Source organism: Ekhidna sp. (assembly GCF_964218185.1).
Lineage (GTDB): Bacteria > Bacteroidota > Bacteroidia > Cytophagales > Cyclobacteriaceae > Ekhidna.
Window position 1 is genome coordinate 795,568 of the sequence record NZ_CAXPLV010000005.1, and the last position, 26,031, is coordinate 821,598.

The window sequence follows — 26,031 nt, forward strand, 5'->3', positions numbered from 1 at the left end:
TAGTCAAATGATTTTCTATGAAATATCAGGCAATTTCCATTTGAATTTTACTGCCATCACACGAAAGATCACAATAAAAGAAACTGTTACAACTATATTGATGGCCTGCTCTACAGCGAAACGATCTAGAATAACATAAAGAATGCCGCCGCACAGGCAGGTGAGGGCGTAGATTTCTTTTCTGAAGATGAGCGGGATTTCATTGCATACGATATCCCTGATCACTCCACCAAAGACTGCTGAAACCATCCCCATCATGATTGCTATGATTGGATGCACCCCGAGATTTAAAGCTTTTTGAAGTCCGAGCACGGTGAACACTGCAATTCCGACTGTATCGAACATAAAGAAGGTACGCCGCAGCTTCAGCACCACTTTCCCAAAAAGAAGGGAGATGAGAATACCCGAACCAATCATGGCGAGGTAGATGAGGTCTTTCATCCACCCGACAGGGGTGCTTCCTAGCAATATATCTCTCACGGTTCCACCGCCGATTGCCGTGATTAGGCCGACCGCAGCAATGCCAAAAAAATCCAGTTTTTTATCTCGTCCGGCCAGTGCCCCTGAGATGGCAAAAACCATCGTTCCCAGTATATCGATGAAGTAAAGGATAGTCACAGAGCGAAAGTAGTTACTATTCCAATGATTTAATAAACTTGATATTCCTCTGCAATCCCTCAAACTTTGTTCGTTTCACCGCTGATTTTTTGAAGACTTTTTGAAAAACCTCTTTAGTCATTTCCTGCCACTCCTGTTTTGAAAATTCTTCCCAACCCTGAGGTTGGAATGCCGATTCTTGGTGTGGTTTAGAGAACCGATTCCAGGGACAAACATCCTGACAGATATCGCATCCAAAAACCCAACCTTCCATTTTGTTTTTGAACTCTATAGGGATTTCATCTTTGAGCTCTATGGTAAGGTAGGAAATACATCGACTGCCGTCTACCACATATGGCTCTGGGATCGCATCGGTAGGGCAGGCATCCTGACAAGCAGTACATGTTCCACAGTAGTCTTTCATTGGCCCATCTGGCTCTAGCTCCAGGTCAATGATCAGCTCAGCGAGGAAAAAGAAGCTGCCCATTTCACGATTAAGCAGAAGAGAGTTTTTTCCAACCCATCCCAATCCACTTTTGGCAGCCCAGGCTCGCTCATGCACAGGTGCGGAATCCACAAACGCACGGCCATCTACCTCACCAATCTCCTCCTGAATTCTATTCATGAATTCTTTGAGTTTGTCCTTGATCACAAAATGATAATCCTGTCCGTAGGCATACTTAGCAATTTTAGGTGCTTCATTGGAAAGATTTTTCTCAGGGAAATAATTGAAAACCAAGCTGATCACGGACTTAGCTCCCGGCACCAGCTTTGTTGGATCCAGTCTTTTCTCGAAGTGATTTTCCAGATAGCTCATTTTACCCTGATACCCTCTGCTTAGCCACTCCTCGAGTCTTGGAGCTTCTTTCTCAAGAAATTCAGCGTTGGCAATTCCGCAATAGGAAAAACCTAGCTCTGAAGCAATGGATTTAATAAGTACTGTATGTTTCGCCTGGGATGACACTTCCCAAAGAAAGGAAAATCATTCCAGTAATTGAGCATCCAGGATTACTGTACCTCCGGCAATTTTTGGATTTATGTGCCCATGAGGTGGGTGACTATGTCCAGGATCGCATTCATTGGCAAAATCTTCGAATTTCTCGTGAACGAATAAGATAGTGCCCGCAATGTCCTTATCATCCTCAGTCCCAAGACTCCACAAGTCTGTTTTTATGATAAACGTCCCATTGCCATCACCATCAATTTCGATATTGCCTATATCGCCGGCAAAGGTTTTAGCCCACACTTCACCCAGACTTAATTCCTTACAAAATGCCACAAACTTCCCTTGATTCCAATGCCTGCCCGGCTCCTCCAGAGTGCCATCGTGCAGGTGCATAGCATGGGAAGTGTTGGGTTCCATTCCTGAGAGCGAGACTTTTAGTGACGTAACTCCATCTTGATAGATAAACTGGGCGTTTCCCGTCCATTCGCCTTTTTCATATATATTTCCATCTTCAGTATTGACAAGGTAGATATCAGCAGCTGCGAATGTTTTTGGTCCCGGTTCTGAATCTTTACATGAAGAAAGCCCCAGGGTAAGAATTAATAGATATGCAAAGCTCCTCATTGATTATTTTTTTGTTTTAACAATCCACAAAAATCAAACCATTAAAACAATGATCCGGTTTGCGATGGAGGTATAATACCTAAGTGTTTATAGGCTAGTTCGGTAGCTTCTCTACCACGAGAAGTTCGCTTGATATAGCCTTCCTGGATAAGGAAAGGTTCATACACTTCTTCAATTGTTTCGGACTCTTCGCTGCAGGCTGTGGCAATGGTGCCAAGACCTACTGGACCACCCTTAAACTTGTTTATGATAGTGGAAAGGATGCGGTTGTCCATTTCATCCAGTCCATGATCATCTACATCCAGCGCCTTTAGAGCCATCTTAGAAATGTCCAATGTGATGGCTCCATCTCCTTTGATTTGTGCAAAATCTCGGGTTCTTCTTAGTAGATTATTTGCAATTCGTGGGGTGCCTCTGCTTCGTCGAGCGATTTCATAGGCGGCTTCTTCATCTATGATGGAGTTTAAAATATCTGCTGACCGCCCAACTATTTTTGTGAGCAATTTCGAATCATAATACTCCAGGCGTGCATTGATCCCAAACCTCGCACGCAAAGGTGAGGTGAGGAGTCCGGATCTGGTTGTAGCCCCAATCAGTGTAAAAGGGTTTAACTCTATTTGAACCGACCTGGCATTTGGGCCGGAATCCAACATGATATCGATTCGATAATCTTCCATGGCGGAGTAGAGATATTCCTCTACGACAGGATTTAGTCGATGAATCTCGTCAATGAACAGCACATCATGTGGCTCGAGGTTGGTAAGTAATCCGGCAAGTTCGCTTGCTTTGTCCAATACAGGTCCTGAAGTTACCTTGATGTTGGATTCCAGCTCGTTGGCAATGATGAATGACAGAGTGGTCTTGCCAAGCCCGGGGGGGCCGTGAAGAAGCACATGATCCAGTGGTTCTGTTCGCTGCTTGGCTGCTTCTACAAATATTTTAAGGTTTTCAACTACTTTGTGCTGCCCGGTGAAATCAGAAAATGATAATGGGCGTAGCGCCTTTTCAATTTCTTTCTCGGAGGATTCCATGCCCTCACCGTCTGCTTGCAGGTAGTCTTCTCTCATCGCCTCAAATATAACTCACAAAGCGATTGAAGTCTGATTGATTTAGTTTTGCGACAGATAAAATCTCATGAATAAAAAGCGACTATTAATCTTCGGAATCGGGCTCATTATTGCGTTTGTCATCGCCTCTTATTTAAGAAAAGATGAGCCTAGAATGTACCACATTACCGGCCAGACGATGGGTACCATCATCTACAATGTGAAATACATTGACAGATTTAAGGAAGGGCTGGATAAGGAGATAGCTGATGAGTTGGTGGCATTTAATCAATCCCTTTCCACCTATATTCCATCTTCTGAGATTTCCACGCTCAATGAGCAGGGCTCGCTTTCTTTTCAATCAAAGTATTTCTACCCCGTTCTTCAAACCAGCAGGGAGGTTTTCAAGGCAACTCAAGGAACTTTTGATCCGAGCATTGGTCCGTTGGTTCAGGCCTGGGGGTTTGGTCCAAATAAAACCATACCCAGGCTCGATTCCAGCACAGTAGATTCACTCAGATCGATAATCGGGTTCGATCAGGTTCAATTTGATGAAGCGGGGGTGAAGCAGCCAGCAAATTTCCAACTTGATTTTGGTGCCATTGCCAAAGGGTATGCCGTAGATGTGGTAGCTGAGCTACTGGAGGCTAAAGGGATTGGAGACTACTTGGTGGAAATAGGAGGAGAGGTTAGGTGCAGGGGTGTGAATGAAGAGGGAAAACCTTGGTCTCTAGGTATTGAAGATCCAACTGTATCGTCAGATGAGCAAAGACTTCTAGCCATCGTTCGATTGAAAGACCTTTCGTTGGCCACCTCTGGAAATTACAGAAACTACTACGAGAAAGATGGGAAAATCTTTGCGCATATAATTGATCCCAGAACGGGCTATACAGCTAAACATAACCTGTTGAGCGCATCGGTTTTTGCTACTGATTGCATGACAGCAGATGCTTATGCCACAGCCTTCATGGTCTTAGGTGTTGATTACTCAAAAGAAATAATGAAGGCTCAGGGGCTGGATGGAATCCTCGTTTATCGTAATAGAAATGGTGATTTAGAGAGTTATGTATCCGAAGGGATTAAGCCATTTTTAGAAATGAATAAAACAACTGGAATTAAATAGCCATAGGAATGGTTTCTTTTAGCAAATTTGGAAGTCTAACCGAATCATGATCCTAACCATACTCATACTTATTGTTTGCACCCTGCTGGGCGGGTTGAGCCTGAACCTGATTCCCGGCATGAAGCAAAATCTTCGTTTGCCGCTCATATTTGCCGGTTCGTACCTTTTTGCAATCACCATTATTCACATCATTCCTGAGCTTTTTTCTATTAGCCCCAATCCCTCCAAGGTTGGACTTTATGTGTTGATAGGGTTTTTTATGCAGCAGTTTTTGGAATACTTCTCTTCAGGAGTGGAGCACGGTCATGTACATACCAATAAAGCTGTGTCTGTTAGCGGAAGGTTCTCTATTATCACAGCTCTTATGGTTCATAGTTTGCTGGAAGGGACGCTGCTCACACATGATTCTCCATTTCACGAAAAGCATGAATCCTATTCGCTTCTTTTAGGGATTGTATTGCATAAAATGCCAGCTGCATTCGCGCTGATGGCAACCATGCAGGGCTTAGGAAAGCGTGCTTTATATCTACTCATACTCTTTAGTTTGGCATCTCCGGCAGGGTTGCTGTTGAGCGATTTCATCCTTCTGTCTTCGGATGCTGTCTTAATTGTTTTTGCAATTGTATGTGGAAGCTTTCTTCATATATCGACCACCATTTTTGTGGAGGCCAGCCCAGAGCATCATTTTGGATTGAATAAAATCCTCATCTCGTTGATGGGTGCAGTGTTGGCCATTTTGGTTGAGTTTATGATTTAGATTCAATTTTCGATAACCTCAATTAATTCAAATTGAAGGGTTTGGCCGGCATAGCTGTTGATTATCATTTTAACAAAACCTAATTCATCATTGAACCAAAAGTTGTGAGTTGAAACGCCAAAAGGTGCTGTTGTGGTGGAATTGATATGCCACGCTTGCATTTTGCCATAGGAGAGGTCAATTTCTTCAAAAGCAACTACTTGATAAATATTAGAAAGAGTAGAATTTTTCCAGTCACCCCAGCCATCACCTATATTTAAGTTCCCCGTCCAAGTTTTACCAATTTCTAGAGGAAGCCTTACTCCTGGAAATGGAGCAACCTCAGTGAAGTTGTATTGATTTTGCCTGAATGGATGCATCCAAAACATTCCTTCATTTTCAATAATTCCAGTATTGGTTTGTCTTACCCATGACCATTCTTCAATTCCTTTGTTAATCAAACTTTTGTTTATTGTTTCTTTTTCAGCAGGATCAAATTCATATTGGATGATCAATTCCATTTGCCTGTCCGGCTGCATTTCCCATGGTTTCCCTGTTGCCATCATCCAAACTTTACTTTCTGATATCAGATTTGACTCTGCATCCCAAAACTTTGCGTTATATATTATCTGTCTGCAGGGTTTGAAAACTACATACGAGGTGTCTGATTCAAAACAGGCAACTTTTTCAAAGGAATGAGATTTATTACATCCAATAATGATAGTGATGATGATAAGATTATAGAGCCTCTTGATTTGCATTAGATGATTAAGTATGCTTTTATTAATTATTTCCTAATTTAAACCCATGAGGTTACTTCTCGCTTGGCTTCTCATCATAATCCCAACTTTTTCTCAAAGCTGGGGATTTTTTGCTCATCAAAAAATCAACAGGCTCGCGGTATTCACTTTGCCGCCTGAGATGATCGTTTTTTATAAGCAGAATATTCAATATGTGACGGAGAAGGCTGTAAATCCGGATATGCGCAGGTATGCAGTGGAAGCAGAAGCCGCCAGACATTACATAGATGTGGATGTTTATGGGGATTCTGCGGTTTATAAAATGCCAAGGTATTGGAGTGAGGCCGTGGAGAAATACTCTGAGGATACGCTTCAAGCTTATGGAATTGTGCCTTATCACATTAATCGTATGACCTATTGGTTGATAAAGGCATTTCAAAATAAGGATGCAGATCAGATTTTAAGACTTTCATCCGATATGGGACATTATATCGCTGATGCAAATGTCCCCCTTCACACTACTGAAAATTACAACGGTCAGCTAACTGGTCAATATGGGATTCATGGGTTTTGGGAGTCAAGACTTCCAGAATTGTTTGCTGAAAATTATGACTTGCTGTCAGGTAAAGCTGAGTATGTAGAAAACTTGCAGCTGTATGCCTGGGATGCAGTGGTGAAAGCACATGAGGCGCTCGATTCAGTGCTTTTGTTTGAGAAGCAGCTTACCATAAAATATCCAGAGTCAAAGAAATATGGGTATGAGGAGAGAGGTAACTCAACCATTCGAACGCATACGTATGATTTTTCCTCCGACTACCATCGAAAATTGAATGGGATGGTAGAAAGACGAATGCGAGCTTCTATTAAAATGGTTGGCGATTTCTGGTTTAGCTGTTGGGTGAAAGCAGGACAGCCAGACTTAAGTGATTTATTGATCAATGAGGAGTTCCAAGACTCAACATTTGTAGTAGACCCCAAGGTAAAGGTGCGAAATCACGAAGCTAATGTGGAGGGACAATAACGACTATAAAGCGGGTTTTTTCTAAAAAACAAAAAAGCCAAGGCATAATTATCCTTGGCTAATCAGGTCTTGCTGGTTGAAAAGACCCTTAGATTGACATTAATATTATCGCAAGATATGCTAGGCCAAGCGAAGCAACTCTCACTAAAGTCCCCGTCCTAACGAACTTACGCGTAAGGATAGCCGGGTCTATATAGTTCACCTGTTTGTCCATCTTTTTTTTTGTAAATGTCCTAATTCTATCATTTTAATCGGTTTCGGACTTACTCTTAGATGTGACTAAGCAAAATACTTATTGACATAAATTGTTTTAACGCATAAAAAAACCACCTCAACTCGATGGTCAAGGTGGTTATCTAAATCTGTTCAATTAGAGTTACCCGATAGAAACTCTTTTGAATTCTGCTACTGTCAATCCTTTAGACACTGTATCTAAGTACTGAGAAACAGACTGAGAGTTGTCTTTTACGAAAGACTGGCTAAGCAGGGTGTTCTCTTTGTAGAACTTGTTCAGCTTACCCATCGCTATTTTCTCGATGATATTTTCAGGCTTTCCTTCAGCTCTTGCTTGCTCTTTTCCAATCTCAATTTCCTTTTCCACAACGGCAGGATCTACTCCGTCTTTGTCAACAGCTACAGGATTCATCGCAGCAATTTGCATAGCTACATCCTTTCCAGCTTCTTCTACGCTAGCGCCATTCACATTGGATAGGGACACCATCACACCTAGTTTTCCATTGGAGTGAATGTAAGGAACTACAGCCTCGCCAGTCACTACCTCGAAAGCTTTTACCTCAAGTTTCTCACCTATTTTTCCCGTCAGCTCTACAATTTTATCGCCTACGGTAAGGTCGCCCAATTTCATTCCATTAAGAGCCTCAATGTTTGCAGGCTTTTCAGCAAATGCAAGCTCAGCAATTTGATTTCCTAGCTGTACGAACTCATCGTTTTTCGCTACGAAATCGGTCTCACATGTAAAAGCGATCAATGCTCCTTCAGTTCCTGCATCGTTAGTTTTTGCAAATACTACACCTTCAGAAGTTTCTCTGTCAGCTCTGGAAGCGGACACTTTCTGTCCCTTCTTTCTCAAAAGCTCCACCGCTTTGTCGAAATCACCTTCTGCTTCTGTTAGCGCCTTTTTGCAATCCATCATGCCGGCACCAGTCATTTGCCTTAGTTTGTTTACGTCTTGTGCTGTAATAGCCATTTTATTTCTTGGTTTTAATATTCTACAAACAAAAATTGAACACCGAAATACATCAATGTTCAATCTTTATGTTAAGATTTTATGGTCTTTAATTTTATTCAGCTACTTCTGACTTTTCGTCAGCTGCTTTTTTAGCTTCCTGCTCTTCAACATGAGCTTGCTCTTCTTTGTCTTTCTTACGCTCAGCCAGACCTTCTTCCAAAGCTTTACCGATGTAGCTTGTGATCAATTTGATTGACTTGTAAGCATCATCATTACCAGGAATTGGGTAGTCTACCTTAGATGGGTCAGAGTTTGTATCCACAATACCGAATACTGGGATGTTCAATTTCTGGGCCTCAGCTATTGCAATGTGCTCACGTTTGATGTCTACTACGAAAAGAGCCGCAGGAAGTCTGTTTAGGTCAGCAATACCACCCAAAACTTTTTCTAACTTATCTTTTGCACGGCTGATCATCAATCGCTCACGCTTTGCAAGGTTTTGGTAAGCTTCTTCTTTCATAAGCTTCTCCATTCCCTGCATTTTCTTCAATGACTTTCTGATCGTAGCGAAGTTGGTGAGCATACCTCCTTGCCATCTTTCAGTCACATAAGGCATATTTAGTCGCTGCGCTTCTTGCTCCACCACTTCTTTCGCTTGCTTCTTTGTAGCAACGAACATCACTTTTCTACCGGACCTTACTACAGCTTTCATAGCTTCTGTAGCATCTTCCAGGCAAGTCAGTGTCTTGTGAAGGTCGATAATGTGGATGCCATTTTTCTCCATGAAAATGTATGGAGCCATTGCTGGGTTCCATTTTCGGGTAAGGTGTCCAAAGTGTACACCTGCATCCAATAGATCTTTATGTTCTAATTTTTGCATCTCAATATTATCGTTTACTGAACTGGAATCTTCTTCTTGCTTTTCTTCGACCTGGCTTCTTACGCTCCACCATCCTAGAATCCCTTGTAAGGAATCCTTCAGATTTAAGTGGGCTTCTAAACTCTGCATCTACCTCAGTAAGTGCACGCGATATCGCCAATCGTACTGCTTCAGCCTGTCCTGCAGGTCCTCCGCCAGTCACGTTTACATCAATGTCGAAATTTCCATCTTGCTCCACTTTCACTAGTGGTTGCTTTACGATGGTTTGAAGAATTTCGGAAGGGAAGTAAACGTTAAGTTCCTTATCGTTTACGGTTATTGCACCTTTCCCACTCGTCATATAGATACGAGCTACTGAGGTCTTTCTCCTCCCTATGGTATTAATTCTGTCCATTCAGGTTTATAGTTTTACTTCTTTTGGTTTTTGAGCTGCATGTGGATGCTCCGCACCCTCATATACATATAGATTTTTGAAAATTTGTCTTCCAAGTCTGTTGATTGGCAACATGCCTTTCACAGCTTTTTCAATAATTCTTGTGGATGACTTAGCCTTAAGACTATTAGGAGTCTCAATTCGCTGACCGCCAGGATAACCTGTGTGTCTTACATATTGCTTGTCAGTCCACTTGCTTCCTGTCAATCTGATTTTGTCAGCATTGATCACAATTACGTTATCACCGCAATCTACGTGTGGTGTGTAACCAGGCTTGTGTTTGCCGCGAATCATCTTAGCAACTTCACTTGCCATTCTTCCAAGTATCTGAGAATCAGCGTCTACGATAACCCAATTCTTCTCTACAGTTGCACTGTTTAATGATACAGTTTTAAAGCTGTTAGTCTCCAATTTTATATTGATTTTATAATGTCAAAATCTGTCCCCTCGAAAAAGGGACACAAAAATAGAATTTTCATTTGAGAAAACAAACGAGACCTTCTATTTAAATTTTCTTAAGAGCTTGATTAACACGGAGAAATCTTTCGGATATTCGGCTTCTCCTTCCATAATTTTACCATCCAGGTCTTTGAAAGCTACCTGAGCGGAGTGCAAAGCTACACGATTAATCATAGGATTCTCTTCTTCCCACTTCTTATGATTGTAATTTCTTTTCAGCTCAGAAAGGAATGAATCAGCCCCTCCATAAGCAGGGTCTGAGATGATTGGTGCCTCATGATATGCTAAATGCGCTCTGATTTGGTGCATTCTGCCAGTTACTGGGAAACATTTTACAAGGGTGTGCTTTTTGAATAGTTCTAGTGTGCCAATCAAAGTAAATGCCTGCTTTCCGGCTCGAAAGTCCACCCGGGATTTTGTTGAGGTAGTAAGCAGGGGCTCATCTGCTTCGAAATCTTCAAACTTGTGAAGGCCATGAATGGCAGCATGATAAATTTTCTTCACTTCGCGGTTTTCCAATTGCATGGCGAAGTGCCGATACGCATCCGGATTTTTGGCAAAAACTACTATGCCGGAAGTTTCTTTATCCAATCGATGGCATATCTGATAGTTTTCGTTTACTTCTTTGGCAAGGCTCAGTAGGTTTTTGCTGTCGGCACGGTCATCCAGGCTGGCAATGAAGGGAGGTTTGTTCACCAGAGCGTAGTTCTCATTTTCTGAGATAATGAGATCATTGAATGAAATGTTCTTTAGGTTCTTATGCATAATCTTCGTCCTCTTCCCATCCTTCATCCACCTTATCTATATAGTTGGCTTTTTCCAGTTCGAAATAAAACTTAGATCCAACTTTATATTCACTTTCAACGAAAATTTCGGAATCGTGGCTTTCAAGAATGTGCTTTACAATAGATAGACCAAGACCTGTTCCACCTTTTTCCCGGGATCTACTTTTGTCTACTCTATAAAAGCGCTCGAAAATACGAGAAATATCTGATTCAGGAATGCCCCGACCTGTGTCCGTCACCATCACCCGGATTTTATTATCAAGTTCTTTGAAGCTTATCTTCGCTTCCCCACCCTTCTTGGTATACTTTATTGCATTTGAGACGAGGTTGATCATGACCTGATAGATACGTCTATAATCACCTCGTACAATGATGGGGTCTTTGTACTTCTTCGACATCTTTAGTTCCACCCCTTTCTTATCGGCTTTATCTTCCAGTTGATCCAGAATCTCTTTGCACATGCCACGCATATCAAAATTTTCAAGATGCATGGTTATTTCTCCTGACTCAATTTGAGAGATGGTCAGGATATCTTGAACCAGCAAATCGAGTGCGTCCAAGCTTCGAGCAGCCTTTTTCAAGAACTTCTTACGCACTTCTTTATCGTTGATAGCTCCATCAAGTAGCGTATGAACAAATCCCTGCGCGGCGAAAATGGGAGTCTTTAATTCATGCGACACGTCAGCAATAAATTCTCGTCGGAAATTTTCACGCTCTTTCAGCTCTTCAATTTCTTTTTCTTTGCTTTTTGCAAAGCTGGAAATCTCACGATCAATTCTTTTTAAAGGGTTGACAGAGGACATACGCCCTCTTAGTGCCAACTCACTATCTCTTATGCGCTTCAAGGAGTCATATATATTTTCTATCTGACGAAAGAAGAGAAACTCTAAAACAAGTCTGACAAGAATGTAAGAGGATGAGAAGGAAAGTAGAAAAGCAATGACAATAGAAGTGGTAGTGATGCCAGGGACGAGGTATAAAAACGCAGTAGTAATAGCAGCTACACTGAGTGCCAATAAAAGTGCTATGGCTCGCGAATTGAATTGCATAAATGCTAAACGTAATTAATTAGCGTCGAATTTGTACCCTACGCCTTTTACCGTTGTGATATGATCATTACCAATTTTTTCTCTCACTTTTCTGATATGTACATCGACAGTTCGTGCCAACACATAAACATCAGTACCCCAGATATTTTGTAAGAGCTCATCTCTGCTAAATACTTTACCGGGATTCTGAGCCAAAAAATAAAGCAACTCAAATTCTTTTTTAGGAAGTGAAATTTTCTCTTCGCCGTTCTTCACTGTATAGCTTGTCCTATCCACGATCAAGTCCCCAATCGTGATGGTGTTGGATTCTTTTTTCTTTTTAGATTCTCTTCTAAACAAGGCATTGATCCTACTTACCAGAGCACGTGGCTTAATAGGCTTAGTGATGTAGTCATCGGCACCCATGTCAAAAGCCGCAACCTCAGAATATTCTTCCGAGCGTGCAGTTAGAAAAATTACAAAAGTGTTGGCCATTTCCGGGATCTCTCTGATTTGGCGACATGTCTCTACACCATCTTGCTTAGGCATCATAATGTCTAGCAGAATGAGATCTGGCACAAAGCTCTTGGCTATGTCCACTCCTTTGATTCCATCGCTTGCAGTTTTTACATCATAGCCTTCTTTAGTGAGGTTATATTTTAATAGTTCTAGAATATCAGCTTCATCGTCTACTACAAGGATTTTTTGATTGTGTTTTGCCATTTGATGGAGGTGGTTTGTGAATAACTTTCTCTTAAATCAGTCTTTACAATTTGATAAACTATGATCACGTTGAAGCCTGAATATTCGGGCTTTAGTTGATCTCATTCAACGTTATTCAAAATTACTCAGAAATCAACTGTATGTTAAAATGGTAACAATTTGGTAAAGTGATTCAGCTTGCTGCTAAGAATTTGGTATAAGTAGGAATCCACCAAATTGAATTATGGTCTATTAAGATTTTTTACTTAAATTGAGAAGTAAAATACTCTGCATGCATACTATTTTGCATGTTGAGTTTAAATTATTTTAAAGCTTAACCTAATCGTATGAACAACCCAAGAATCAGTCTGGTGTTGCTGGCAATTTTATTGTTTGCATGTACCGACGAAAACAGCGTTGCTCCTCAACTTGAGCAACAAGACCCCATCTCAAAATCAGAAATTGATGAAACGATCATTGGCTCATTGCAAAACAATGATGAGTTTAACTGGGGTGATGTATCTGATGAAATGATATGGAGCGCACTTATCCATGGAGACACAGTTTTAACCATCGGCTATCAACCGGCAAACGAAACTGATATTAATGGCAGGATTTCTGAAATTGACATCCAGCAGGAGTCCTGGGTAAGAGTGTCTGAAAGTATTATTGATGACGCAATGACATTACTTCGACAGAGTGATGAGTCGTTTACAGAAGCTGATCTCAATTTGCGAAAGCATGAAGTGCTCCCATTCATTGAAATGAAGGTGAGTAGTCTTGAGGCTGTAAAGTATTTGAGATCTTTACCGACCGTACGCTATGCAGAACCTTTAGGCTATGAGGTGGATTTTCCGATAGTAGACGGAGGTCGTATAGATAGCGATTCCGGATGTAGTAATGATCCGGACTATGGAATTCCCTCCAGTGACTACACAAACATCAGCCCCGGAGCAAAAGCATCATGGCATCTATATGCTAACAATGTAGTGAACGCATGGAGTTCAAGTACTGGTAGCGGAATCGGTATTGGACTGATTGATACAGGGATTTCTCCTAATCAGGATAACCTCAACAGCAACTTTAATTCTGGCTACTCCAGTGGAAGGTATGTGCACAAGTATGGCTTCTATGTGAGCTCATGGTGGTGGTGGGCCAACCCCGATGGACCGAACGACGATTGCGGACATGGCACTGCCATGGCGGGAGTGATGGCAGCCCCAAGAAGTAATGATGGTTCCTCAGTAGGTGTGGCTTACAATGCAAACTTGGTATCAGTAAGAGGGACCGGAGATGTGGTAATCAATGGTGGAAAAGAGAAAACCGGAGTGGCTGATGCGCTTGTTTATTTGGGCAATCGAAGTGATGTGAAAATCATCAGCATGTCTATTGGAGATGTATTTTCTAATTCTAAAGTGGCGGATGCAGTGCGCTATGCTTATGGTCGTGGTAAATTGATTTTTGCCGCAGCAGGAACCTCCACCTCGTGGACCAACTGGTACGGAGTGATTTTCCCTGCCTCTATGAATGAAACGGTAGCCGTTACCGGAATAAAAGAAAGTGGATACACTCGATGTGATATTTGTCACTCTGGAAGTAAGGTGGACTTCACTGTCATCATGGAAAGAAATGGTACGGAGAATCACCCACTATCCCTTGCTATGAGCGGAAATCAGCCCTCAACTGTTGGAGGCTCCTCTGTTGCTACCGCAACCGCCGCAGGAATAGCTGCTTTGGTTTGGGCGAAAAACCCAGGTATGAGCAGGGATCAGGTATTGGATAAGATGAAGCGGACAGCTGACTTGTACCCTAACAGAAGTTCATCTTTCGGATGGGGTACACTGGATGCGGCTGCAGCGGTCAATTATTAAGAATTTAATTTTCCTCACCAAAAAGCGTCAGGGTTTTGCTCTGGCGTTTTTTTATTTATGATATTCTCTCATTCCCTTGATGAAACTCTTCAAGTCATTCTGGTAACTGGTTTGAAGTAGGTGTTGCAATGAGTCTTTGGCAGAGTAGTATCTGAGGTATGCCATGAAGTATGCATTATTTGGCCTTGAGGTATTAAATGCTTTGTAATATCTGGGATCATGAAAATGGAGTGTGTCAATAGAGCTGGTGATCATGTCAATCATTATGTGTTTTTGTAAAGTTTTGATTGAGTCTGATTGAGTGGTGAATGATTTATACAGCGAGTCCAACTTTTTAGTGCCTAAAAGCATTTGATTTCGAAAAATTCTGCTGTCTTCTTCTCCCAGAATGTATTCGAAGTATGACTCTGAGTTCGTCCCATATTTGGTGTCGAGGAATAGGATAGCACCTCTTTCTCCAATAAAGGATGCCAGGTTTTCATTGAACTCAACATTGTCTTTAACAAAAAGAGTAGAGTGTGTAAGTTCATGAATGATTAGTTCCGCAAGCGCACCCTCCGGTCGTTCAAGCATATTAGAAAGGATTGGATCTTTAGTCCATCCCAGCGTTGACCATCCGCCCACCGGACGAATCCGGGCATCATATCCCTCACTTTTTAGCTTTTCCATTTCTTCTTTCGCCAATTCCAAATCGAAAAAGCCCTTGTAGGGGAAGGAGCCAAGCAACGGGAAACCCCATGTTTTTGGCTCTAGAGCAAAGGGTTTTGCAGCCGAGAGATTCCACAGTGCTACTTCACCTTTCTGATCATAGTAGGTCGTGTAGTTATCTGATTCTTTCAGTCCAAGGTTGTCATAAGCAAATGACTTGGCCTCTTGAACAATGCGGATTTTTTGTTTGATGCTATCAGCTGTTGCTGTATCAGCGAGTACCTCATTTATATCTCTGGCATTCCAAATAATCTCAAGTTGACCTTTCGCCTGACGGAAGCCATATGAGACTAAACTCCAATTGATGATCAGGAGGAGCAGTAGTGCTGCTAAAATGAACCAGATGATTTTTTTAATCATGCCACAACTTTATTTATTGTTTATCGTAAGATACCTTGCAATGCATAGTAATAAAAACTAACCTTTTCACTCATGGATTTGAAAGATCACGACAATAACCTAAGAATCATTGGTAAAATATTTATAGTCATAGGACTAATTCTGGTGCCCATCTCTCTTTCTACTTTCTTTTTCGTAGACATGTTTGTAGATAGTGACCTATGGATGGAAATCAGGGAAATGGATGTGGTTTTGTTTGAGCTAAGGCCACCCGCAGGCATTGCTTATTTTCTTCCGATCATGCAAACACTGGGCTCTATTATCTTTTTAATCTCTGGTTATGGGCTGGCTCTGGAAAAAGCCTGGGGCAAGAAGTTTGCGATCGTTCCTGCGGTGCTCCTATTATTCAAATTTCCAATTGGAACAGCTCTTGGCGGGTATATGATTTACGCCATTCATTATGTGCCGAAAAAGGAACAAGTGATTAATGGCGATGAACTAGCCTAAGCTGCGTCACCCTTTGATACCCGCATGGTCAAAATAAAGAAGCAAGAAGTTTCGCTATCCGGTTCAAAGTAGTATTCGTATTTGGTGCCGGTTTTTTTTGCCATATCTATAAATCCAAGTCCGGCACCTCCCGTCTCACCAAGTTCAGAGTTCTCCATTGCATCACGATACATTTGCTTGATCCCGTCAGCGTCGAGGGAGTTTATTTTGTCCAGGATGTCACGAAGAACCACCGCATTTTTTATATCGATGTTGTTTCCGGTAGTAATGAAATATTCTTCTTCATTATGGCCTATCAGAAAAATTCCTTTCTTCACTAATCCCTTCTCAAGTGAGTTTGATTCCTCATCCGACTGACTATCTGCATGTTTGCAGATGTTTTGGAGGGACTCCATCATTACGTGATATACCCGTTTGGTAACCTTACGATTTTCCTGTCGGACACTTAAATCCTCTGAGATCATATCAGTGATGCTCTCTACTGTATTCTGAGTCACGTTACCCAGATACACTACATTCAGGTGGGATTTTGTCATCATCTTCTTAAAGGTGATGATGGTCTTCATGTGCTTCAGCTGCTCATAAACCTGCTCGTATCCACTTTTTTCCATGATTCAAGGATTTTTGACAAGTTAAGAAAACAAGGCTAAAACCCATCAAATCTCTGTTTCAATTAAATGAAAGGCATAAACAGTTAGCTAATCCAGTGATAAAATCGTTCATTATTAATTTCCTAATATTTTTAGCAAAATATATTTTATTTCATTTTTTAAAAACTATTTTTGTCTGATTCAAAAAATAAGACCGGAAGAAAACTATGGCCGATTCTCAAGAAAAAATGAAAGCTCTCCAGATTACAATTGATAAGCTGGAGAAGACCTATGGTAAAGGTGCAGTGATGAAACTTAGCGACGAGAAAGTGATGGATGTACCCACCATTTCTACCGGTTCTTTAAGCCTTGATATGGCGCTAGGAGTGGGCGGTATTCCTCGGGGAAGAATCATCGAAGTATACGGCCCGGAATCTTCGGGTAAAACAACCCTGGCTATGCATTGCATTGCGGAAGCACAAAAGGCAGGAGGTATGGCGGCCATCATTGATGCAGAGCATGCTTTTGATAAATTGTATGCTGAGAAGCTGGGAATAGATACGGAGAATCTGCTAATCTCTCAGCCGGACAATGGGGAGCAGGCACTGGAGATTGCCGAGCACCTGATCCGATCTGGAGCCTTGGATATTATAGTGATAGACTCTGTGGCGGCATTGGTGCCTAGAGGAGAGTTGGAGGGTGAGATGGGTGATAGTAAAATGGGACTGCAGGCAAGATTGATGTCTCAGGCGCTGAGAAAGTTGACCGGAACGATCAATAAAACCGGATGTGCATGTATTTTCATTAACCAGTTGCGAGAGAAAATTGGGGTGATGTTTGGGAATCCCGAAACAACTACTGGTGGTAATGCTTTGAAATTCTATGCATCAATTCGTCTTGACATTCGAAGGATAGGCCAAATCAAAGAATCGGCTGACAATGTGATGGGTAACCGGACACGGGTTAAAGTGGTGAAAAATAAAGTAGCTCCTCCTTTCAAAGTGGTGGAATTTGATATCATGTACGGGCGTGGTATTAGCAAGAGTGGTGAAATTGTCGATATAGGAGTGGAACTGGATGTGGTGCAGAAGTCCGGCTCATGGTTTTCTTACGATGGAAATAAGCTTGGTCAGGGACGTGATGCTGTGAAAGCCCTGATTGAAGATAATCCAGAGTTGATGGAGGAACTGGAGAAAAGAATCAAAGAGAAATTAAATGGGTAAAGTCTGTGGAGTAATATCAAAAAAAAGGGTAAGCGACGGCTTACCCTTTTTTGTTTGTTTTTGATTACCCTGTTGTCCTAATAGCGATCACCGGATCCAATCTAGCAGCCATCAATGCCGGAACAATTCCTGAGATCACTCCAATAATTCCAGCTACACCTAATCCAAGTACTACATTTCCGAAGGTTAGTACCAGATCCAGATTACCCAAGCTTGCGAGTGATAGGAGCCACACTAAGAGTAATCCAACTCCACCTCCAATGAGGCTTAGGAAAATCGCTTCAAAGAGAAATTGGAAAAGTATGAAGAAGTTTTTTGCTCCCAGGGATTTTTGAATGCCTATAATGTTTGTGCGTTCGCGAACCGAAACAAACATGATGTTGGCGATACCAAATCCACCTACCAGAATGGAGAAGCCACCGATAGCCCAGCCAGCCACCCCGATTACGTCAAAAGTAGATCCTATGATATTCATGATGGCATCTTGTCTGTTCACTGAGAAGTTGTTTTTCTCTTTAGGCTTCAATCCGCGCTTTGTTCGTAGCAATCCGGTGATTTCAGCCTCCAGCTCTACTAAGCCAACATCGTCTGGCCTACCTTTCACACTCACCAATGTTTCCACTCCACGATTCCTGCCTGAATAATAGATTTTTTTGAATGACTGATAAGGCATGTATATGCTTTCATCATTTCCCGTATCTCCGAAAATTCCCTCTCCCTCTTCTTTGAAAACAGCAATCACCACATATTTTAATCCTTTTACTTTGATCTCTTTACCGATTGCATCCCCACGAGGGAAGAGTTTCTCAGCAATGAGGTGGCCTATCATTACCACATTTTTTGCAGTATAAGATTCAGCGGCAGTAAAGTATCTCCCAATCTCCACATCACTTGCCATATCATAGACATCTTGGTGTGTGTGAGCAATACCGAAGATAGATACGTCGCTATAGCTGCTGCTCTCATACTTTACTGTTTCACCTCCAGTTACGGCGAAAATGGTGATGCCTTCAGATTTCTTGAGATTCTTCTTCAGAAACTCATATTCCTCATAATTTGTATAAGGTCTTTTGATGTATTCCCACCACGGAATGTCAGGGCCAAATTCATATGGGAAGCGTCTGATGTCTAAATTGTTAGCATCCAAAAAGCTTAAACTGTTCTTGATGCTTCGTTCAAGAGAATCCACCAAAGTAAAAACAGCGATAATCGCAAAGATTCCGATGGTGACACCCAATAGAGATAAGGTAGTTCGGAGGAGGTTCTGTCTCAGTGCACTCCAGGCAAAACGAAAACTTTCTAAAACAAGCTTGAATACTTTCACGTGGTGTATGTTTTTAACAAATTTAGTGAATCACCTGTCTCAATTTTCAATTTAATCGCGATCGGTCGCTGGTGATTTCAAACGGTAAATACTTTTAGTTGACGAGTTTACCTTTGGATACGTTACATACATGAAACATATTTGCTAATTTTGCGCTCCTTTGATCATTAAAATAGATCCTTTTTCCTATGGGAATGAAATTATCCGAATTCAAATTCGACCTGCCATCAAGCCTTATTGCCCTACATCCAACCGAAAATCGTGACGATTCACGACTCATGGTCGTGCATAAAGATACAGGTGAGATCGAGCACAAAGTGTTCAAAGATGTAGTTGATTATTTCAAAGAAGACGATGTATTCGTGATTAACGATACGAAAGTTTTCCCAGCCAGACTATACGGAAATAAAGAAAAGACAGGTGCGAAAATCGAAGTTTTCCTTCTTCGTGAACTAAACACAGAAATGAAGCTTTGGGATGTGCTGGTAGATCCTGCAAGAAAAATTAGAGTTGGAAACAAGCTCTATTTTGGAGATGGAGAATTGGTAGCTGAGGTTATCGACAACACCACAAGTAGAGGGCGGACGATCAGATTCCTTTTTGATGGAGATCAGGAGCAATTCTATAAAATGATCGATGCGCTTGGGGAGACACCACTTCCAAAGGAAATCAAGCGATCTGCTGAGCCTGAAGATAGAGAAAGATTCCAGACAATTTATGCGAAAAATATAGGAGCGGTAGCTGCTCCTACAGCTGGAATGCACTTTACTCCCCAGCTAATGAAGCGAATGGAGCTGATTGGAATTGATGTGGCGGCTATCACGCTGCATGTTGGTCTTGGCACCTTCCGCCCTGTGGATGTGGAAGATCTGACAAAGCATAAAATGGACTCTGAAAACTATTGGGTGGAGAAGCCTACCGCTGACAGAGTAAACAAGGCATTGAGCGATAAGTCGAAAATTTGTGCTGTAGGTACCACGGCAATGAAAACGCTTGAGTCTTCAGTTTCTGCCAATGGTTTGCTAAAAGAAAATTCAGGGTGGACGGATAAATTCATTTTCCCTCCTTATGAGTTTAAAATTTGTGATGCTCTGATCACGAACTTCCACTTGCCTGAGTCTACGCTATTGATGATGGCATCTGCATTTGGAGGTTATGAGTTGATTCAGGAAGCGTATCAAACGGCAATAAAAGAAAAGTACCGTTTCTTCAGTTATGGAGACGCGATGCTAATCATCTAAGATCGCATTGAAGAAATATGCCATCATAGTGGCTGGAGGCATTGGCACACGTATGAAAAGCGATGTGCCAAAGCAGTTCCTACGCATTGATGGAGATCCGATCATTGTTCATTCCATTAGAAAGTTTCTGGCCTTTGATAAGGCTGTTGAAATTATCTTAGTACTTCCTGAAGTACATCTGAAGCAATGGGATGCAATCGCTTTTCAGTATTTCCCAGACCAAAACATCACCATTACCTCGGGCGGACCCACACGAAGTGCGTCCGTAATGTCAGGGCTGGCGATTATTGAGGGAGATGGAATAGTAGCCGTGCATGATGCGGTTAGGCCTTTTGTATCCGTAGAAACGATCAAATCCTCTTTTCAATTGGCGGAAAAATCCGGATCAGGAGTTGCGGTGGTGTCTCTTAAAGACTCCATAAGGGAAATAGAGGGCGATAACTCTATTGCTAGAGACCGAGCAAACTACGTGATGGTACAAACGCCACAAACCTTTCGTGTAAGCCAACTGAAAGACGCTTATGAAAAAGCTGGAGCGGGTTTGTTTACGGATGATGCTAGTGTTTTCGAGGCGGCTGGATACAAGGTCAATCTTGTTGAAGGATCATACGATAATGTGAAGATTACTACTCCGGAGGATTTAAAAATAAAACCCACTCAAGGATTGAGTGGGTTTAGTAACTAGGCGAAAGTATAGAAGAGTTAGTTTTTAATTACTCTGAAAGTCAAAGCAGTTTTGCTTTTAGCGTTATCGTAAAATTTTAAAATGTATTGTCCCGTTGGTTGACTACTTAGGTCAATTTCTAGCCTCTTATTTTCATTATTTTCAACCTTTCTGGAAACGATAGTTCGTCCGTTCATGTCGATCACTTCCATTGTGAGATCCTGAACTACGATTTCACTAAAATCGATAGAGATTTTACCTAAAGTTGGATTCGGGTATATGTTGAAATTGGTGAAAACCTCGTCGGTAATACCCAGAATCAACTCAACGGTAATTCCATCCTCCGTGACAACCGCTGCGAGTACAAATTCATTATCAGATACGCCTGCTTCCCCTACATCAAATTGGACAAATGAAGATTCATTCATTGGAATGCCAGGATACTCAACAAAGAATCGATAAGTTCCTTCGGGCAAGAAGCCATACTCAAATTCTCCATTGGAATTGGTTTCACCATAGGCTATCAACTCATATTCATCCTCATCTTGATCTGTTCTACCACCTCTTCTTCTTTTACGTAATCCACACTTTTTTTTAGCGGCTCTCCTTCGTGCGTCAATTCTTCCATCTTCAGAATCCTTGAAATCTTCTTCAATTGTCCCCCGGACAAGACCATCACCATCATTTGAGGTAAGCTCGCGAGGTTTCGAATTAACTGTGATTTCAGTCAGTGTATCCTTCGCTAATACAAGTATGTCTGCTTCATTCCACAAAAATGAATTACCATAATATGTCGGTACATATTTTTGTGGATCTGAGTCTACTACCACTAGATAATTACCATGGAATACAGAAGCAAAATCAAACTCCCCACCAGCATTTGAGTTGACTCGTCCTAAGGTATCATAATTTCCCGAAGGCCTAATTCTTAGCAGATAAGCATCAGTGTCTTCAGTAATGATTGCATCTGAAGAGTTTGTTGCCGTCACGCTAACTATTGCAGATTCAAGATTGGCTGCTGCCAAGCCTAAATAAAAGCTATAGTTTTCTCCTCTAGGGCGAACACCAGCCTCATTGGTGGAAATTTCTGTTTTGTATCGTGCACTTTCCGATATACCTCCCGTAACTCCCGTCGAATAGCCTTGTAGTGAAAATTGGGCCTGTCCAGTGAATACATGAGCGAAGACCAGACTTAATAAAAGTAAAGTCCTTATGTTTTGTCTCATTTGCTTGCTGCTTTACTACTTCCTAAAGATCTCACAAGCTGATCCATTTCTGATCTCAGCGCTTTTACTTCTTCAAGAGAAGCTTTTAAACTAGAGTTTTCGTCTTCGAGATTTTCCACTTTAGCGTTCAGCTCTTTAATAGCCTCTATTAGCACAGCTGTAATTTGCGCATAGTTCACTGCTTTCATCCCCTCATCATTGGTGTGAACAAATTCAGGATAAACCTCTTCCAGTTCCTGCGCAATTACCCCAATTTGATTTCTTTGAGACTTCTGCTCATCTTTCCACGTATATGAAACGCCTCGTATTTCAAGCGTTTTTTCCAAAGCATTTTCTAGACTAGCAATGTTTGTTTTCAGCCTTCTGTCAGAAGTTTGAACCATTCCGTCCGATGAAGTCAAGGTGTTTCCTGAAACATCACCATTAGCACTTATATTCCCATTTTGACCATCAAGACTTATGGTTGTAATAGAGGTATTATCTCTCAGGTCCACCCATCCACCACCGCCATTATTTGAGGTTATCCAAACAGTTTCATTTACTGTTCCTCCATTAGCTGTGTTATAAACAGAAATCCGGCCAGATGTTTCTCCTGCTTGATCATCGGCTACAAGTTCAATGTTGGAGGAGAAGTCTCCAGCTCCATTATCATTTTGTCCAAAAATCTGAACGATTCCAAGTTCGCTGTTTGACCACCATTGACCGGACACGTATACGTTTCGGGTGGTTGGTCCATTGATTATTACCAAGCCGCTTTTACCCGATGGATCTCCACCAGATTCATCTCGATTTGATCCAATTCCAGCTAGAAATGTCCCCTCATTGTCATGAATGTCAATACCTCCTCTTCTATAATTACCGGTGAATTCTGCACCAAATACATCGAAAGTTGTATTGTAGTTGTTTATCAATGTTGTTGCATTATCCTGAGTGGTGTTCAATCCTCTTAATTGGAGGTATGCGTTTCCAGTATTTGTTGAATTACCAGCCATAACGAAGGATTGGTAGTATGTATCTGTTGGGTCTGGATTTCCGAGAAGCATAAATCCTCCAACATCTCTGCCTTCTATGTTTACAACATCCAAACCGGAGGAATTTTGAAGTGCCAAATTTCTTGAAACGAGACTATCTATTTCAATAGGATTGGATCCAGTAAACGGTAAAAGGGGAGAGTGGAGAGTCACCGGGGAAAGTGCTTCGCCATTTACGGTGATATTCATAGTGACTTCTCTGCTGTCTGAAAAAAGAGTGTCTGGCAATGGGGTTGTAGAACCTAGAACAACTGAATAGTAACCATCGGTTACACTCACTCCATTTTTTGTTTCTGACCATGAAGGAGAAGTGATGCTGAATTGAATATTAGCCGTACCTGTAAATGGATTTCCATTGTCTAACAGTCTGCCCTGAAAAGGTATTTTCTGAGCAAAAAGATTACCTGATGTAATTAAACAAATAAGTATAAAATAGATTTTCTTCATAGTAATTAAGTTCTTTCTTGTATTGTTAATACTTCAAAAGCTCAACTTAGGAGAGAAGTTTAAAGTAATCAATACCTATTTAGGGGTATTTTATCATTTGATAATTATCTTTCATGCAAACCACCGAGCATGAGAGAAAAAATTGTTGATAGTTACAATGATATATTTTCCACTTTCAAGGAATTTAAAGGGGAAACTTTAGAGATGCATGTGGAAAAGCTTCGACAATTGGATCAGCTTATTCCTCATAGTGCCACTTTTTTTTGTGTGACGAACACAAGCGATCAATCCTTTGAGTATGTGAGCAAGAACTTTGAGCCTACCATGCGAATAGACATTAATCAAATGTGTGATGGCGGGATGAAGTTTTGGTGGAGCCGGATGCATGAGGAGGAAATGAACACCTGGATCAAATCTCTGAAGGACCTTATGGCCTACACTATGGATAATATTGCTCTTGAGGACAGACGAAGGATGACCTACACCTGGAACTATCGAGTAAAGGATGGTAGTGGCGTTTTTAAAAATATTATTCAGCACACTACCCCGATGTTTTTTGATGATCAGGGGAAGCCAATTATTGGGCTCGCTCATTATTCTGTTTTAGAAGCCGAAGAAATACTTCCTATTCAGGCGTCAGCTAAAATTTTAAATGCAAATGATGAGTATGAGACCTTGTTTCATCAGATGTATGGAGGGCGAAAACTTCTTGTGGCTGATGTATCCCACAGAGAGCGCGATGTTTTGAGATTACTGGCTCTTGGACTTACAAATGAAGAAATTTCAGAAAAATTGAACATAAGCGTCCATACTGTAAAGACGCACCGAAAAAATGTGATGACTAAGACTGGTTGTAAAAACTCTGCACAGCTGGTGGCACTGTGCATTAGGCAGGGTGTGATATAAAAAAGGCCTCAGCAATAAACTGAAGCCTTATAATTTCTCTAGCCAAGTGTATTTTTAATACTCATCCTCATTGAAGAAGAAATCTTCCTTTGTTGGATAATCTGGCCAAATTTCCTCGATATTTTCGAATGGCTGTCCGTCATCCTCTAGTTCCTGCAGGTTTTCTACTACTTCCAGGGGAGCTCCAGATCTGATCGAATAATCAATCAATTCGTCTTTGGTGGCGGGCCATGGGGCGTCTTCTAAATAAGATGCAAGTTCTAGTGTCCAATACATATTCTAGCCTCAGTTTATAAGTCCTGTTTTAATAATGCGCGCAAATATATATTATTATAATTTATGCGAGCATAATGTGAATTTTCATTAATCGAAAGGTAATTTTCTTACACCAAAACGCAAGAAAAAGTTGCTTAAAATTTCAAAAATCCCCTGAGTCGACCCATTCAAGAAGTTTTGACTTCACCTCAATCTTTCGCTTTTGACTTCTAATCTTATTTTCAACCATTTTGTTCATTTTTCCATCATTGGATGAAAAATTAGCTGAATTTTCCTCGTAGATCTTGAGATCATCCCTGTCTCTACTAATCAAATCATTGATTATACCTTTTCGAATACTATTTTTCTTTTCTGCATCCAGTTTGGCAAAATCCGGGAAACGCTTATTCGATAGCTTAATCACAAACTCTCGCTCATTTAACAACTGTATCAACTCCAAACACTTATGCTTATCTGCATTTCTACTTTTATCCTGAAAAAGCCTCTTCTTAGTTTTATCTACTTCTTCTTTATTGTATGGCTCCTTGCGGGCTTTCATTGCCTCTAGTTTAGCAAGAGTTTCACTGTAGTCAGCTGGAGGGACAAACCTTTTGCCTTTTAGTTGTTGGTTAAATTCATTATTTAATGGTTTGTAAAACTCTGCGGGAATTCCGCCAATCTCCTGCCACTTTTCTTTCAGCTCTTTTACCTTTTCAAATCGCTCCTTACCATGAATGTCAGCCAGTTTTTTAGCTTCTGCTACCAATTCCTCATATTGTCTTTTTCGATGTTCGGTCAGCTTTTGTTTGTCTTCAAAGAATTGCTTTTTGCGATCAAAAAATCCTTTAATGATTCCCCAAAAATCTTCTTCCAGAGCTTCGTTTTTATCTTCTTCGGCACTCCCTGTCTTTATCCATCGGCTCTTGATATCATTCACCTTTTCGGTAGCTTCTTTCCAGTTGATAATTTCAACAATCTGCTTTGCTTCTTCGATCAAAGCTCCTTTGATTTCACTATTCCGGACCCGGTTCTTTTGAATGATGTCCCTGACCAGCGACTCATATTTAGAAATTTGATCATGTAACGCCTGATAGTCACCCAGCCCATCATGCTGAGGCAAGTGTTCACGCAGGTGTACAAGCTTCATCAGGAAAGATCCTTTGTTCTCAGTAGCGTCAATCTTCTCTGTGACTTCTTTAATCTTCTTTTCTAAATCAGAAAATCGTTCCTGAAAAAAATGGGCTGATTTTTCAGTGTCTCCATCACGTACTTCTCCAATTTCTCTATCGGGGTTTTCTCCCCAGCCGCTTTGAAAAACCTTGCCGTCTTTTATAAATCCAAATGGTACCTGTATAATGTCCAAGGGTGAGTGTAATTCTTAAATGCGTGG

At 41.2% G+C, this 26,031-nt stretch carries 28 protein-coding genes; 9 read left to right on the forward strand and 19 right to left on the reverse strand.

The genetic code is table 11. The features are described 5' to 3' along the window. Positions 1-15 precede the first annotated feature (15 nt). Genes ACEQZT_RS09050 through ruvB form a run of 4 tightly spaced genes read right to left on the reverse strand, consistent with a single transcriptional unit; the run spans position 16 to position 3,234 of the window. Positions 16-618: a trimeric intracellular cation channel family protein gene (locus tag ACEQZT_RS09050; RefSeq protein ID WP_370089112.1), complete on the reverse strand. Its 603-nt coding sequence runs from the start codon at positions 616-618 to the stop codon at positions 16-18. Between the two features lie 16 nt (positions 619-634). After that, on the reverse strand, positions 635-1,561 hold the full coding sequence (gene queG, locus ACEQZT_RS09055; protein ID WP_370089113.1) for a tRNA epoxyqueuosine(34) reductase QueG: 927 nt from the start codon (positions 1,559-1,561) through the stop codon (positions 635-637). Positions 1,562-1,579: 18 nt separating this feature from the next. Then, positions 1,580-2,167 (reverse strand): superoxide dismutase family protein, encoded by a 588-nt coding sequence (locus ACEQZT_RS09060; protein ID WP_370089114.1) that lies wholly within the window; start codon positions 2,165-2,167, stop codon positions 1,580-1,582. Between the two features lie 41 nt (positions 2,168-2,208). Then, positions 2,209-3,234, reverse strand: a complete 1,026-nt coding sequence (gene ruvB / locus ACEQZT_RS09065) for a Holliday junction branch migration DNA helicase RuvB (RefSeq protein WP_370089115.1) — start codon at positions 3,232-3,234, stop codon at positions 2,209-2,211. A gap of 67 nt (positions 3,235-3,301) precedes the next feature. Between ruvB and ACEQZT_RS09070 the strand changes: the two genes are divergently transcribed. Both ACEQZT_RS09070 and ACEQZT_RS09075 read left to right on the forward strand, forming a co-directional pair. Then, complete coding sequence (locus ACEQZT_RS09070; protein WP_370089116.1) at positions 3,302-4,336, forward strand: FAD:protein FMN transferase; 1,035 nt, start codon at positions 3,302-3,304, stop codon at positions 4,334-4,336. A 46-nt stretch (positions 4,337-4,382) separates the two neighbouring features. Then, a complete protein-coding gene (locus ACEQZT_RS09075; protein ID WP_370089117.1) occupies positions 4,383-5,093 on the forward strand; it encodes a zinc permease in 711 nt (236 codons plus the stop codon). Positions 5,094-5,095: 2 nt separating this feature from the next. On the opposite strand, the gene ACEQZT_RS09080 is transcribed toward ACEQZT_RS09075, so the two are convergent. Continuing rightward, positions 5,096-5,593 (reverse strand): hypothetical protein, encoded by a 498-nt coding sequence (locus ACEQZT_RS09080; protein ID WP_370089118.1) that lies wholly within the window; start codon positions 5,591-5,593, stop codon positions 5,096-5,098. A 286-nt stretch (positions 5,594-5,879) separates the two neighbouring features. On the opposite strand from ACEQZT_RS09080, the gene ACEQZT_RS09085 reads away from it, so the two are divergent. Continuing rightward, positions 5,880-6,833, forward strand: a complete 954-nt coding sequence (locus ACEQZT_RS09085) for a zinc dependent phospholipase C family protein (protein ID WP_370089119.1) — start codon at positions 5,880-5,882, stop codon at positions 6,831-6,833. Positions 6,834-7,209: 376 nt separating this feature from the next. Here the strand turns inward: ACEQZT_RS09085 and tsf are convergent, their stop codons facing one another. The 7 genes from tsf to ACEQZT_RS09120 all read right to left on the reverse strand — a co-directional run bounded on the left by tsf (position 7,210) and on the right by ACEQZT_RS09120 (position 12,330). After that, on the reverse strand, positions 7,210-8,040 hold the full coding sequence (tsf, locus tag ACEQZT_RS09090) for a translation elongation factor Ts (protein WP_370089120.1): 831 nt from the start codon (positions 8,038-8,040) through the stop codon (positions 7,210-7,212). 94 nt (positions 8,041-8,134) lie between these two features. Further along, positions 8,135-8,902 (reverse strand): 30S ribosomal protein S2, encoded by a 768-nt coding sequence (rpsB, locus tag ACEQZT_RS09095; protein ID WP_370089121.1) that lies wholly within the window; start codon positions 8,900-8,902, stop codon positions 8,135-8,137. Between the two features lie 7 nt (positions 8,903-8,909). After that, a complete protein-coding gene (gene rpsI, locus ACEQZT_RS09100; RefSeq protein WP_370089122.1) occupies positions 8,910-9,296 on the reverse strand; it encodes a 30S ribosomal protein S9 in 387 nt (128 codons plus the stop codon). Positions 9,297-9,302: 6 nt separating this feature from the next. After that, positions 9,303-9,746 (reverse strand): 50S ribosomal protein L13, encoded by a 444-nt coding sequence (gene rplM, locus ACEQZT_RS09105; RefSeq protein ID WP_370089123.1) that lies wholly within the window; start codon positions 9,744-9,746, stop codon positions 9,303-9,305. A 90-nt stretch (positions 9,747-9,836) separates the two neighbouring features. Then, a complete protein-coding gene (locus ACEQZT_RS09110; RefSeq protein ID WP_370089124.1) occupies positions 9,837-10,559 on the reverse strand; it encodes an RluA family pseudouridine synthase in 723 nt (240 codons plus the stop codon). Next, on the reverse strand, positions 10,552-11,628 hold the full coding sequence (locus ACEQZT_RS09115) for a sensor histidine kinase (protein WP_370089125.1): 1,077 nt from the start codon (positions 11,626-11,628) through the stop codon (positions 10,552-10,554). Before ACEQZT_RS09115 ends, ACEQZT_RS09110 begins: the two co-directional genes overlap by 8 nt. Before the next feature lie 15 nt (positions 11,629-11,643). After that, on the reverse strand, positions 11,644-12,330 hold the full coding sequence (locus ACEQZT_RS09120; RefSeq protein ID WP_370089126.1) for a response regulator transcription factor: 687 nt from the start codon (positions 12,328-12,330) through the stop codon (positions 11,644-11,646). 326 nt (positions 12,331-12,656) lie between these two features. On the opposite strand from ACEQZT_RS09120, the gene ACEQZT_RS09125 reads away from it, so the two are divergent. After that, positions 12,657-14,180, forward strand: a complete 1,524-nt coding sequence (locus ACEQZT_RS09125) for a S8 family serine peptidase (protein WP_370089127.1) — start codon at positions 12,657-12,659, stop codon at positions 14,178-14,180. Positions 14,181-14,231: 51 nt separating this feature from the next. On the opposite strand, the gene ACEQZT_RS09130 is transcribed toward ACEQZT_RS09125, so the two are convergent. Further along, positions 14,232-15,248 carry an aminopeptidase gene (locus tag ACEQZT_RS09130; protein WP_370089128.1) on the reverse strand — a complete coding sequence of 339 codons (1,017 nt, stop codon included), beginning with the start codon at positions 15,246-15,248 and terminating at the stop codon, positions 14,232-14,234. A gap of 72 nt (positions 15,249-15,320) precedes the next feature. Here ACEQZT_RS09130 and ACEQZT_RS09135 point away from each other — a divergent pair, with 72 nt between their 5' ends. Continuing rightward, the gene (locus ACEQZT_RS09135; RefSeq protein ID WP_370089129.1) at positions 15,321-15,734 is read left to right on the forward strand and encodes a hypothetical protein; all 414 of its coding nucleotides are present in this window, start codon (positions 15,321-15,323) and stop codon (positions 15,732-15,734) included. Here ACEQZT_RS09135 and ACEQZT_RS09140 read toward each other — a convergent pair. Continuing rightward, positions 15,731-16,345: a SiaB family protein kinase gene (locus tag ACEQZT_RS09140; protein WP_370089130.1), complete on the reverse strand. Its 615-nt coding sequence runs from the start codon at positions 16,343-16,345 to the stop codon at positions 15,731-15,733. The two genes, ACEQZT_RS09135 and ACEQZT_RS09140, sit on opposite strands and share 4 nt — an antisense overlap. A 206-nt stretch (positions 16,346-16,551) precedes the next feature. Here ACEQZT_RS09140 and recA point away from each other — a divergent pair, with 206 nt between their 5' ends. After that, the gene (gene recA / locus ACEQZT_RS09145) at positions 16,552-17,547 is read left to right on the forward strand and encodes a recombinase RecA (protein ID WP_370089131.1); all 996 of its coding nucleotides are present in this window, start codon (positions 16,552-16,554) and stop codon (positions 17,545-17,547) included. A 64-nt stretch (positions 17,548-17,611) separates the two neighbouring features. Here the strand turns inward: recA and ACEQZT_RS09150 are convergent, their stop codons facing one another. Then, entirely contained in the window at positions 17,612-18,871 is a 1,260-nt protein-coding gene (locus ACEQZT_RS09150; protein WP_370089132.1) for an ABC transporter permease, read from the reverse strand. Positions 18,872-19,065: 194 nt separating this feature from the next. Here ACEQZT_RS09150 and queA point away from each other — a divergent pair, with 194 nt between their 5' ends. Both queA and ACEQZT_RS09160 read left to right on the forward strand, forming a co-directional pair. Continuing rightward, entirely contained in the window at positions 19,066-20,112 is a 1,047-nt protein-coding gene (gene queA / locus ACEQZT_RS09155; RefSeq protein ID WP_370089133.1) for a tRNA preQ1(34) S-adenosylmethionine ribosyltransferase-isomerase QueA, read from the forward strand. A 7-nt stretch (positions 20,113-20,119) separates the two neighbouring features. Continuing rightward, positions 20,120-20,797 (forward strand): 2-C-methyl-D-erythritol 4-phosphate cytidylyltransferase, encoded by a 678-nt coding sequence (locus ACEQZT_RS09160; RefSeq protein ID WP_370089134.1) that lies wholly within the window; start codon positions 20,120-20,122, stop codon positions 20,795-20,797. 17 nt (positions 20,798-20,814) lie between these two features. Here ACEQZT_RS09160 and ACEQZT_RS09165 read toward each other — a convergent pair whose 3' ends face one another. Continuing rightward, positions 20,815-22,002, reverse strand: a complete 1,188-nt coding sequence (locus ACEQZT_RS09165; RefSeq protein ID WP_370089135.1) for a T9SS type A sorting domain-containing protein — start codon at positions 22,000-22,002, stop codon at positions 20,815-20,817. Then, on the reverse strand, positions 21,999-23,480 hold the full coding sequence (locus ACEQZT_RS09170; protein WP_370089136.1) for a tail fiber domain-containing protein: 1,482 nt from the start codon (positions 23,478-23,480) through the stop codon (positions 21,999-22,001). The genes ACEQZT_RS09165 and ACEQZT_RS09170 overlap by 4 nt, the downstream gene beginning before the upstream one ends. Positions 23,481-23,609: 129 nt before the next feature. On the opposite strand from ACEQZT_RS09170, the gene ACEQZT_RS09175 reads away from it, so the two are divergent. Next, on the forward strand, positions 23,610-24,386 hold the full coding sequence (locus ACEQZT_RS09175; RefSeq protein WP_370089137.1) for a response regulator transcription factor: 777 nt from the start codon (positions 23,610-23,612) through the stop codon (positions 24,384-24,386). A 54-nt stretch (positions 24,387-24,440) separates the two neighbouring features. Here the strand turns inward: ACEQZT_RS09175 and ACEQZT_RS09180 are convergent, their stop codons facing one another. Both ACEQZT_RS09180 and ACEQZT_RS09185 read right to left on the reverse strand, forming a co-directional pair. Continuing rightward, positions 24,441-24,662 carry a DUF2795 domain-containing protein gene (locus ACEQZT_RS09180; protein WP_089356648.1) on the reverse strand — a complete coding sequence of 74 codons (222 nt, stop codon included), beginning with the start codon at positions 24,660-24,662 and terminating at the stop codon, positions 24,441-24,443. A 142-nt stretch (positions 24,663-24,804) separates the two neighbouring features. Beyond that, on the reverse strand, positions 24,805-26,004 hold the full coding sequence (locus ACEQZT_RS09185) for a DUF349 domain-containing protein (RefSeq protein ID WP_370089138.1): 1,200 nt from the start codon (positions 26,002-26,004) through the stop codon (positions 24,805-24,807). Positions 26,005-26,031: the final 27 nt, after the last annotated feature.

Excerpts from the sequence above, each read along its gene's own strand:
- ACEQZT_RS09060 (WP_370089114.1), bottom strand. The coding sequence starts at position 2,167 with ATGAGGAGCTTTGCATATCTATTAATTCTTACCCTGGGGCTTTCTTCA.
- ruvB (WP_370089115.1), bottom strand. The coding sequence starts at position 3,234 with ATGAGAGAAGACTACCTGCAAGCAGACGGTGAGGGCATGGAATCCTCC.
- ACEQZT_RS09070 (WP_370089116.1), top strand. The coding sequence starts at position 3,302 with ATGAATAAAAAGCGACTATTAATCTTCGGAATCGGGCTCATTATTGCG.
- ACEQZT_RS09075 (WP_370089117.1), top strand. The coding sequence starts at position 4,383 with ATGATCCTAACCATACTCATACTTATTGTTTGCACCCTGCTGGGCGGG.
- ACEQZT_RS09080 (WP_370089118.1), bottom strand. The coding sequence starts at position 5,593 with ATGGAATTGATCATCCAATATGAATTTGATCCTGCTGAAAAAGAAACA.
- ACEQZT_RS09085 (WP_370089119.1), top strand. The coding sequence starts at position 5,880 with ATGAGGTTACTTCTCGCTTGGCTTCTCATCATAATCCCAACTTTTTCT.
- tsf (WP_370089120.1), bottom strand. The coding sequence starts at position 8,040 with ATGGCTATTACAGCACAAGACGTAAACAAACTAAGGCAAATGACTGGT.
- rpsB (WP_370089121.1), bottom strand. The coding sequence starts at position 8,902 with ATGCAAAAATTAGAACATAAAGATCTATTGGATGCAGGTGTACACTTT.
- rpsI (WP_370089122.1), bottom strand. The coding sequence starts at position 9,296 with ATGGACAGAATTAATACCATAGGGAGGAGAAAGACCTCAGTAGCTCGT.
- ACEQZT_RS09110 (WP_370089124.1), bottom strand. The coding sequence starts at position 10,559 with ATGCATAAGAACCTAAAGAACATTTCATTCAATGATCTCATTATCTCA.
- ACEQZT_RS09115 (WP_370089125.1), bottom strand. The coding sequence starts at position 11,628 with ATGCAATTCAATTCGCGAGCCATAGCACTTTTATTGGCACTCAGTGTA.
- ACEQZT_RS09120 (WP_370089126.1), bottom strand. The coding sequence starts at position 12,330 with ATGGCAAAACACAATCAAAAAATCCTTGTAGTAGACGATGAAGCTGAT.
- ACEQZT_RS09125 (WP_370089127.1), top strand. The coding sequence starts at position 12,657 with ATGAACAACCCAAGAATCAGTCTGGTGTTGCTGGCAATTTTATTGTTT.
- ACEQZT_RS09130 (WP_370089128.1), bottom strand. The coding sequence starts at position 15,248 with ATGATTAAAAAAATCATCTGGTTCATTTTAGCAGCACTACTGCTCCTC.
- ACEQZT_RS09135 (WP_370089129.1), top strand. The coding sequence starts at position 15,321 with ATGGATTTGAAAGATCACGACAATAACCTAAGAATCATTGGTAAAATA.
- ACEQZT_RS09140 (WP_370089130.1), bottom strand. The coding sequence starts at position 16,345 with ATGGAAAAAAGTGGATACGAGCAGGTTTATGAGCAGCTGAAGCACATG.
- recA (WP_370089131.1), top strand. The coding sequence starts at position 16,552 with ATGGCCGATTCTCAAGAAAAAATGAAAGCTCTCCAGATTACAATTGAT.
- queA (WP_370089133.1), top strand. The coding sequence starts at position 19,066 with ATGAAATTATCCGAATTCAAATTCGACCTGCCATCAAGCCTTATTGCC.
- ACEQZT_RS09165 (WP_370089135.1), bottom strand. The coding sequence starts at position 22,002 with ATGAGACAAAACATAAGGACTTTACTTTTATTAAGTCTGGTCTTCGCT.
- ACEQZT_RS09170 (WP_370089136.1), bottom strand. The coding sequence starts at position 23,480 with ATGAAGAAAATCTATTTTATACTTATTTGTTTAATTACATCAGGTAAT.
- ACEQZT_RS09175 (WP_370089137.1), top strand. The coding sequence starts at position 23,610 with ATGAGAGAAAAAATTGTTGATAGTTACAATGATATATTTTCCACTTTC.
- ACEQZT_RS09180 (WP_089356648.1), bottom strand. The coding sequence starts at position 24,662 with ATGTATTGGACACTAGAACTTGCATCTTATTTAGAAGACGCCCCATGG.